The sequence below is a fragment of the Streptomyces sp. NPDC059443 genome (genome assembly GCF_042750105.1).
Taxonomy (GTDB): Bacteria; Actinomycetota; Actinomycetes; order Streptomycetales; family Streptomycetaceae; genus Streptomyces.
The window spans coordinates 90,394-98,997 of sequence record NZ_JBHYVM010000005.1 but is presented as its reverse complement, the minus strand read 5'-3'; the positions used below and the strand labels follow the sequence as shown (position 1 = coordinate 98,997).

General features: G+C 68.8%; 8 protein-coding genes. 6 read left to right on the top strand and 2 right to left on the bottom strand.

Going from position 1 to position 8,604, the window contains the following annotated elements:
- Both ACFXDJ_RS06455 and ACFXDJ_RS06450 read left to right on the top strand, forming a co-directional pair.
- Window positions 1–742 (top strand): MFS transporter (locus ACFXDJ_RS06455; RefSeq protein WP_384848001.1); only part of this gene is annotated, 742 nt, incomplete at its 5' end.
- A gap of 123 nt (window positions 743–865) precedes the next feature.
- Entirely contained in the window at window positions 866–1,465 is a 600-nt protein-coding gene (locus ACFXDJ_RS06450) for a cysteine hydrolase family protein (protein ID WP_384664196.1), read from the top strand.
- Between the two features lie 247 nt (window positions 1,466–1,712).
- Here ACFXDJ_RS06450 and ACFXDJ_RS06445 read toward each other — a convergent pair whose 3' ends face one another.
- Window positions 1,713–2,225, bottom strand: a complete 513-nt coding sequence (locus ACFXDJ_RS06445; RefSeq protein WP_384663937.1) for an RICIN domain-containing protein — start codon at window positions 2,223–2,225, stop codon at window positions 1,713–1,715.
- Window positions 2,226–2,820: 595 nt separating this feature from the next.
- On the opposite strand from ACFXDJ_RS06445, the gene ACFXDJ_RS06440 reads away from it, so the two are divergent.
- Window positions 2,821–4,413 carry a carbohydrate binding domain-containing protein gene (locus tag ACFXDJ_RS06440; RefSeq protein ID WP_384663935.1) on the top strand — a complete coding sequence of 531 codons (1,593 nt, stop codon included), beginning with the start codon at window positions 2,821–2,823 and terminating at the stop codon, window positions 4,411–4,413.
- Between the two features lie 202 nt (window positions 4,414–4,615).
- Here the strand turns inward: ACFXDJ_RS06440 and ACFXDJ_RS06435 are convergent, their stop codons facing one another.
- Window positions 4,616–5,173 carry a DUF1062 domain-containing protein gene (locus ACFXDJ_RS06435; protein ID WP_384660779.1) on the bottom strand — a complete coding sequence of 186 codons (558 nt, stop codon included), beginning with the start codon at window positions 5,171–5,173 and terminating at the stop codon, window positions 4,616–4,618.
- A 625-nt stretch (window positions 5,174–5,798) separates the two neighbouring features.
- On the opposite strand from ACFXDJ_RS06435, the gene ACFXDJ_RS06430 reads away from it, so the two are divergent.
- The 3 genes from ACFXDJ_RS06430 (at window position 5,799) to ACFXDJ_RS06420 (ending at window position 8,144) form a co-directional block, all read left to right on the top strand.
- On the top strand, window positions 5,799–6,017 hold the full coding sequence (locus ACFXDJ_RS06430; RefSeq protein WP_384660782.1) for a hypothetical protein: 219 nt from the start codon (window positions 5,799–5,801) through the stop codon (window positions 6,015–6,017).
- Between the two features lie 57 nt (window positions 6,018–6,074).
- Window positions 6,075–7,280 (top strand): cupin domain-containing protein, encoded by a 1,206-nt coding sequence (locus tag ACFXDJ_RS06425; RefSeq protein ID WP_384660785.1) that lies wholly within the window; start codon window positions 6,075–6,077, stop codon window positions 7,278–7,280.
- Window positions 7,281–7,850: 570 nt separating this feature from the next.
- A complete protein-coding gene (locus ACFXDJ_RS06420) occupies window positions 7,851–8,144 on the top strand; it encodes a hypothetical protein (RefSeq protein WP_384660787.1) in 294 nt (97 codons plus the stop codon).
- The last annotated feature ends 460 nt before the right edge of the window (window positions 8,145–8,604 follow it).

Genomic DNA, 8,604 nt, shown 5'->3' with positions numbered 1-8,604 from the left:
GGGGGGGCGCGAGCGGGCCCTCGCTCTCTCCCTGCGGCGGGGGGGCGCGGGCCCGGGGGCGCCGCGCGCCGCCCGCCCGCCCCCCCCCCCCGCCCCGCCCCCGGGGCTCCGGCCCGGCGACCTGCTCGAAGGGTGGCGCTACATCCTGACCGACCCGGCCCTGCGCCCCCTGTTCTTCAACACGGTCCTGGTCAACGGCCTGATCCTGGCGACCTCGCCGCTGCTTGCCGTCCTCATGCTCGGCGACCTCGGCTTCGCGCCCTGGCAGTACGGCCTCGCGTTCGGCCTGCCCTGCGTCGGCGGCATCATCGGCTCACGGCTGGCCCGCCGACTCGTCGTACGGTTCGGACGGCACAAGGTCCTGCTCACCGCCGGGGCGCTGCGCGCGTGCTGGTCGCTCGGGCTGACCTTCATCCAGCCCGGCGTGGCCGGGCTCGTGCTCGTCATCGCCGTCGAGTTCGGGCTGATCACCTGCATGGGCGTGTTCAACCCGGTGTTCGCCACCTACCGGCTTGAGCAAGTCCCGCCCGACCGGATCGCCCGCACCCTGTCAGCGTGGTCGGTCACCAGCAAACTCACCATCGCGGCCCTCACCGCGCTGTGGGGTCTGCTGGCCGGCGTCACCGGCCCCCGCGCCGCGATCGCCCTCGCCGGTCTGCTCATCCTGATCACCCCCTTCCTGCTTCCCCGGAACGACCACGCGCCGCACCACGAGGGAGATCTGATCCGGAGCAAACCGTGACGCACCGCTGCCCGCTGCCCGCTGCCGCAGTCGCCCTGCCGTCGATGCCCTTGCTCGACCTCTGTCTGAAGCCACTGGCCGGCATGAGCGCCGACCGGCACCACCAGTAAGGAGAAAAACCGCGTGAGCACTGCCCCCGCGCTCGACCCCGCGCGCACCGCCCTTCTCGTCATGGACTACCAGCCGGCGATCCTGGCCCATCTGCCCGAAGGCTGGGACTACGAAGCCCTGTTGGCCCGGGTGGAAGGTGCCATCTCCGACGTTCGCGCCAAGGGCGGCACCATCGCCTACGTCCGCGTCGGCTTCACCGAAGCCGACTGGGACGCGATCCCGGCCACCAGCAAGTCCTTCGCCCCGCTGGCCCAGTACCGCCTCATGCACCACGAGGACCCTGCCACCGCCGTACACGAGCGCCTGGCGCCCCAGGACGGTGACATCACCGTGCGCAAGATCCGCTTCGGCGGCATGTCCACCACCGACCTCGACGAGCAGCTGCGCGAGCGCGGGATCACCACTCTGGTCATCTCCGGCTTCGGTACCAGCGGCGTCGTCCTGTCCACCGTCATCGACGCGGCCGACCGCGACTACCAGCTCTACGTCCTGTCCGACGGCGTCGCCGACCCCGACACCGAAGTCCACGACATCCTGCTCCATCGCGTCTTGCCCTCACGGGCCCACATTATCGACACCGCCGAGTTGCACACCCTCCTCGTGGCCGACTGACTCCGACCGCCGAGCCAATCGCACCCCGCCCACGCACGGCCGCCACTGCGACGGGCGCGGCCGGCCACTGGCCTTCGTACTGACCGCGGGCACCCGCAAGCGCCCCGTCCGCTACCAAGCCGCGATCACCTCGCGGGACACCTAACTGGGGCATCGCGTGTGCCTGATGCCCGCCCACGTGGATGCGGTGACGCGCGCAGCGGCCGACACCGGTTCGGCGACCGGTGACGGCCGCTGCGCAGGCCCTTTATCCGTGCCAGAGTTGGGTCGCCCCGCCGTAGCAGTCCCACTGGGTCACGGCCGTGCCGTTGTTGTGGCTCCACGCGGCGTCCAGACACTTGCCACTGTCGGCGTTGACGACCTCGTATCCGCTGCCCGTCCAGCGCAACGTCCAGAGTTGCGTAGCGCCGCCGTAGCAGTCCCACTGGGTCACGGCGGTGCCGTTGTCGTGGCTCCATACGGCGTCCAGACACTTGCCGCTGTCGGTGTTCACTATCTCCTGGCCGTTCCAGCTCCACTGCTGGGTCGCCCCGCCGTAGCAGTCCCACTGATTCACGACAGTGCCGTTGCTATGGCTCCACACGGCGTCCAGACACTTGCCGCTGTCTAAGTTGACGAAGTAGCCACCGCTCGCCGCGAGGGCCGGGCCGACGGGCTTGACTTGAGCATCGGCCGGGGCAGCCGCTACGAGACTGCCCCCGATGAGGGAGGCGACGCCGACCGCGAGGGCGGCCATGCGCTTGACCTGAATCCGCGCCATGATGTGGTGCTCCTTCGGTGATGCCACTGGTGTGGCGGGTGAGGGCCGAACCTTGCTGTCCGTGGATCGGGGGACGGCGCAGTGGAGCTGGCTGCCGTCTCCGATGCCAAGGTCCCGGATGCCGCGAAGCGGGTCGAGCAGCTTTTCGGACGATCCTGGACGTTCTCGGACAGGTGCCACCGATGTCGTGATCATCGCGGCGGCGGAACGCACGGCGATATCAACCTGTCCCGCAGGTTGGGCGGGAGAGCGCCGGACCGTCCTTGCCGCGCAACTGTGGGCCGAGTCCGGCTTCGATGCCGCGCTGCTCGTCATCACCCCAAGCCTGATTGGTCCAGACCCAATTGGTCCAGACCTATTGACCAGCCTTGCCGCCCCTCCTACGATCCGGTGCGGCACAGCCCCACATGTCCCCACCTCACCCAGGGCCGGGCGTCACGCCCCCACGCGTCTGTCATGCCCATGGCGTTCGGCGGGAAGGGAGCACACCATGTTCCGTCGGAGATCACGTACTCCACGCCTGTCGGCCGATGTCCGCCCGTGTCCGGATCCTGGCCGCCCCGGAGGCGACATCCTGAGGCGCTCCCTGGCCGGGGTGAGCGCCGCCGCCGTCATCGGCGCCGGCATGGCCGTGGCCGGCTCCGTAACGGCGGGGGCCGCCACGGCCGGGGCCGTCGCCACCAACCTGGTGGCCAACCCCGGATTCGAGAACGGCCTCTCCGACTGGACCTGCTCCAGCGGCTCCGGCGCGGCCGTCAGTAGCCCGGTCCACTCCGGTGCCTCCGCGCTCAAGGCCACGCCGGCCGGCCAGGACAACGCCCAGTGCACCCAGACCATCAGCGTGCAGCCCAACTCCCAGTACACGCTGAGCGCTTACGTCCAGGGCAGCTACGTCTACCTGGGCGCCACCGGCACCGGCATCACGAGCGCCCCGTCCACCTGGACGCCGAACAACCCGTCGTACGGCCAGCTCAGCGTCGGCTTCACCACCGGGTCGAACACCACCTCGGTGACCATCTACCTGCACGGCTGGTACGGGCAGCCCACGTACTACGCGGACGAGGTGTCGCTCACCGGCCCCGGCGGCAGCAACCCCACACCGACCGCCACCCCACCGACCGCCACCCCACCGACCACCGCCCCGCCGACCACCACCCCTCCCACCACCGCGCCGCCCACCACGGCCCCACCCACCACCGCCCCGCCGACCACCACGCCGCCGCCGTCGGGCGACACCTGCCCCACGAAGCCCAAGCCCTCGGGCAAGGTCCTCCAGGGCTACTGGGAGAACTGGGACGGCGCCGCGAACGGCGTCCACCCCGGCATGGGCTGGGTCCCCATCACGGACAGCCGGATGGCCGCGCACGGATACAACGTGATCAACGCGGCCTTCCCGGTGATCCTCTCGGACGGCACCGTCCAGTGGCAGGACGGCATGGACGCCGGTGTCAAGGTCGCGACCCCCGCCGAGATGTGCCAGGCCAAGGCGGCCGGAGCGACGATCCTGATGTCGATCGGCGGCGCCGCCGCGGGCATCGACCTGAGTTCCAGTACGGTCGCCGACAAGTTCGTGGCGACCGTCGTACCGATCCTCAAGAAGTACAACTTCGACGGGATCGACATCGACATCGAGACCGGCCTGACCGGAAGCGGCAACATCACCACCCTGTCCGCCTCCCAGGCCAACCTGATCCGCATCATCGACGGCGTTCTGGCGCAGATGCCCGCGGGCTTCGGCCTGACGATGGCCCCCGAAACCGCGTACGTCACCGGCGGAAGCGTCACCTACGGGTCGATCTGGGGCGCCTACCTGCCGATCGTCAAGAAGTACGCCGACAACGGGCAGCTGTGGTGGCTGAACATGCAGTACTACAACGGCAGCATGTACGGGTGCTCCGGCGACTCCTACCAGGCCGGCACCGTGCAGGGCTTCACCGCCCAGACCACGTGCCTGAACAACGGCCTGACCATCCAGGGCACCACCATCAAGGTGCCCTACGACAAGCAGGTGCCCGGCCTGCCGGCCCAGCCCGGCGCGGGCGGCGGCTACATGGCGCCGAGCCTGGTCAGCCAGTCCTGGAACGCCTTCGGTAATTCACTCAAGGGCCTCATGACGTGGTCGGTCAACTGGGACGGCTCAAAGAGCTGGACCTTCGGCGACAACGTCAAATCCCTCCAGGGCCGCTGATATCGGGCTGACTCCCCGCTGCCTGCCCGCGTTCCGGTGCACCGTTTCAAGACGGAGCCGGTCGCCTGCCGGAACCACACCCGGGGTCCGCGCCCGGGCGCGGTTCGTCGTACGGCAGCTTGAGCGGGGGCACCCGGGTGCCCCCGCTCAGGGCCTGTCCGGCGGATCGGTTACTGACGGACGGGTCCCGGGCCGGATGGGCTCAGCGCTTGAGCATGAAGGTGAAGTCGCCCGAGAGCTTGCCGCTCAAGCGGACTGTCGACACCAGGTTCCCCGCAGCGAGCAGTCCCTCGACCTCGGCTCGCGAAAGGCCGAAACCTTCGGCGATCAGTCGCACCGGCCGCACGGGGATCCGCGCCGCAAAGCGGACCGAGACGTCGATCACCTCACCGTCCGGCCCGTACGGCTGCTCCGTCCCGCCGCCGTCGAGGCGCCAGGCGTCGTCCCAGTCGAGGGCGATGCGATTGCGACGCCGTACGACCGGGTCCTGGAGCAGCTCGGCTGCCAGGCCGGCGTCGTTGTCGTGCAGCCGGTTCAGGAGCTCGGGTCGTACGGAACGCACGTTCATCCGCTCCAGGACAGTGAGCTTGGTCGTGTCCCCGCACTCGGTGCAGAGCGCGAGGAGCCAGACGTCGAGGAGCTTGTGGTTCGCGTTGACGCGGAACTTGCCGTTCGTCCGGAAGCGCCCGGAGGCGCACCTGTGGCAACGGCGGAGGACTATCGGCAGGCAGGTGGGCACGACCACCCAGGTTTTGGACACAGAAATACACCGGTTCCAGTGAGAAGACCGCAGCGAAAAGGAGCGCGGCGCACAAGTGCGGCGCGCGACGGTTCAGCGCTAGGGGGGCTCACTTGGTGTACAATGGCACGTCCTTGACGGGGTGACTGCGGGCGGAAGCACGGTAGCGGCACACGAAAGCGCGGCTCCACTGCTTTTCGGGCGGGCGGCAATGCCTCACGGCGGGTGCCCGCACGCCCCCGCCCCTGTGGTCGGCCTGCACGAGAGCGCCACACGGGCCGGCGAGGTGCTCGGCAGGGACGACGGGCCGTGCGCCTCCCTGTGGGAAGAGGCCGGCTGTGCGTCCGAGCCCGACGCTGAGGCGACGATTCCGGCCAGCACCTGCACTACGACGGCCACCTCGCGCACGACAGCGGCGTCGTTCCGTACCGCCACCCGATGGCTGTCGCCGATTGATCACCTGATTGCCGCTATCGCTGCCGATCCGCCGTGCCGATGATGCGGACAGATCGCCCGTGGTTCCACGCGCCGTGGTTCCACGCACCGCGGTTCCACGCGCCGTGGTTCCACGCACCGCGGTTCCACGCACCGCGGTTCCACGTACCGTCACGTCGCCGCTGGCGACCCGTCCGGCAAGGAGTTCCAGGTGGGGGAGAGCAGAGGGCTCGACGACAGCGAGATCACCACTGCCTGGACGCAAACCACCAGGCTGCCCTTCCGATCGGACACGTCCGTCGTTCCCGCGTTTCCTGATGGCGTCGATGTCATCGGCGACCACCACGACATCTACCACGATGTGCTCCCGAGTGACCCTGAGATCGGCGGCGACGGACCAGACGTGGGCGCCGGCGACGGATCGATTTAGGAAGGCTGACAAGTGGTGCGACCGGACTCCTCGCAGCTTGCAGGTGGCACGACCGCGATGGACGGCGGCACGGATGCCCTCCGGCGCTGTGTCGGTGACGTCTCCAACTTCGTCGATCGTCATTGGGGCCGCATCCCATTCCATCGAGCCGCAGCAGACGAGTCGGGCTTCGGCGATCTTCTGAGCATCGAGGACGTCGATACTCTGATCACTTCCAGGGCACTACGGATTCCACAATTCCGTCTGTTGCAAGACGGGGGCCAGATCGATGTCGCCCGCTACACCAAGCGCCCGGATCCCATCTCGAAGAAGCAGAACTCGGACCAGGCCCACCCGGGGCACATCCTCGAACTCTTCGATGCGGGAGCAACCATCGTCCTGCAGACGCTGCAGGACTACTGGCCGCCGCTGACCCGCTTCTGCCGCAACCTCGAGTTCGCCCTGACGCATCCCGTCCAGGCGAACGCGTACATCACACCCCGTTCCGCTCAGGGACTCGCGGTGCACACCGACGATCACGACGTGTTCGTGCTCCAGACCTTCGGCCGTAAGAACTGGAAGGTGTACGGGCCGGGCGCGGCCGGTGCGGCCGGTAAGGCTGACCAGGGTGGTGATCCGGGCGAGTTGCTGATCGACGTCGAACTGAAGCCCGGTGACATGCTGTACATCCCGCGGGGCTTCGCCCACTCGGCCCGCACCGCGGACGTCCCTTCGGCGCACATCACGATCGGTATCCGCGCGTACCAGTGGCGGATCGTCTTCGAAAAGGCGCTCACGGAGATCCTTGACACGCTCAGGGAGCCGTTGCCCGTCGGTTTCGCGGACGACCCGGCCGAGCTCGCGGCCCAGGCGGTCCAGCAACTCGGCCACCTCAAGCGCAGGCTCGACAGCATCGACCTCGACTCGCTGTCGGTCGCGGTGACGCGGCACTTCTGGGCCCGCCGCTCCCCGGTCCTGACGGGCCAACTGCAGCAGCTGATCGACCTCGACGACATCAGCGATGGCTCGACGCTGCGCCGACGTCCCCAGTCGGTCTGCAACCTCCGTCTTGAGGAAGACCGGCTTCTCGCGCTCCTCGGCGACCGGGAACTCACGATGCCGGCCCGCCTGGAACCAGCCCTGCGCCGGGTCCTCGACGGCAAGCCGTTCCGAGTATCCGACCTCGCCGAGCATCTCGACGGACCCGGCCGGCTCGTATTCGCCCAACGCCTGGTTCGGGAAGGCCTTCTGGAGAACGCCAGTGAGGTTTCCGCAGCGAAATGATCTTCGCGAAGCGGGTGTCCTTTCCCGCCGTGTCTTGTCCGGCCCGGGTTTCGTCCCCGCTGAGGTTGTCGCTTCGGTAATGGCAGGGCCGCGGGGTCCCGGTCTGTCTTGCTACTGCCGTCTGCCGGCGCTCGTTCCGCCAGACTTCCCCTCCATAGGGCGGTTTGGGGGCTCGTCGATCCGTGGCCCGGTAAGAGCCGGCTCGTAAAGCTGGCTCGGGAACAGGACGACGGACGGGTGGGCGCGCCCGGGTTGCCGCCCGACGCGGCTCCGTAGCCGCTTCCGCGTCCGGAGTGCGAACCGGCCACGCGGCCGCTAGCCCAGCGAGAGGCCGCGAAGGCCGCCGAGCTGAGTGCGGAGACACGGAAGCCGGTGAGCGCGCACACGGGCGGTGGCGCCGGCGCCGCCATCAGGCTCAGGCTCAAGCGCTGGCCGGGATGGTCGATGGCCGTCACAGCCCGCGCCGTCCAGTCCACGGGCAGATCCATCCGGATGTGGTCGAGGAGCTACGGTTGTTGATGGCCAAGGCCGCCGGACGGTTCCACCCGGACGGCCAGCTACTACTTCACGTTGATCCAGCGAATGGCGTGCGAGAAGTACGGGACGAAGACGGTGCCGTCGCGCTCCGCGTTCTACCGGCTGTTCCAGCGGATGGAGGGTGGCCGCCACACGACCAGGTCCGCCAGGACCCGGCGCTCGGTGGCCAATGGGCCTGAGGGGGCGTTCGACCAGGTCACCGTCTGCCGCTCGGGCGAGCTGATGGAGATCGACTCCACGCCGTTCGATGTGCTCGTGCGGTTGGACAACGAGGCCGCGCTGCTGCTGGCCCGGTCGGTGACTCCGGCGCCGATGCGGCCGGGCTGATCGGAGGCGTCGATCTGCCGGTCGCGTTCTAGCGCAGCCAACCATCCTGCGAAGACCGGGTTCGGCCGCCCAAACGCCCTCACGGGGCTGACCCTGGCCCTCACGGGCCTCCGGCCACAGCCGGTTTCAGGGGTCCTCATCACCACAGCCCCATACCTGCGATTCGCACCCCATAGGCAATCTGAATCGGGACGGGACAGCGGGCTGAACCACTCGCTTCGGCGTGGGCCGGACACCACCACTAGGCCCGCGCGTCGCGGTCAGTTCGTGTGGACCCCCACCTCTGTCCAGGACATCCCCACGAAACGGCTCCGACAGGTCGAACATGGTCAACGCCCCATGCACGAGTCCCGAATCCTGTCTGTGCTGCTCGATCCACGGCGGAGCTCCGGTGACCAAGATCAGCTGATGCATGCTGGGTGAGATCTTCGGGCGTCGCGCGGCGGCGGCGGTCTCTGGT

What these genes read in the sequence shown, in the direction of transcription:
- ACFXDJ_RS06445 (WP_384663937.1), bottom strand. Translation starts at nt 2,225, where the DNA reads ATGGCGCGGATTCAGGTCAAGCGCATGGCCGCCCTCGCGGTCGGCGTC.
- ACFXDJ_RS06425 (WP_384660785.1), top strand. Translation starts at nt 6,075, where the DNA reads ATGGACGGCGGCACGGATGCCCTCCGGCGCTGTGTCGGTGACGTCTCC.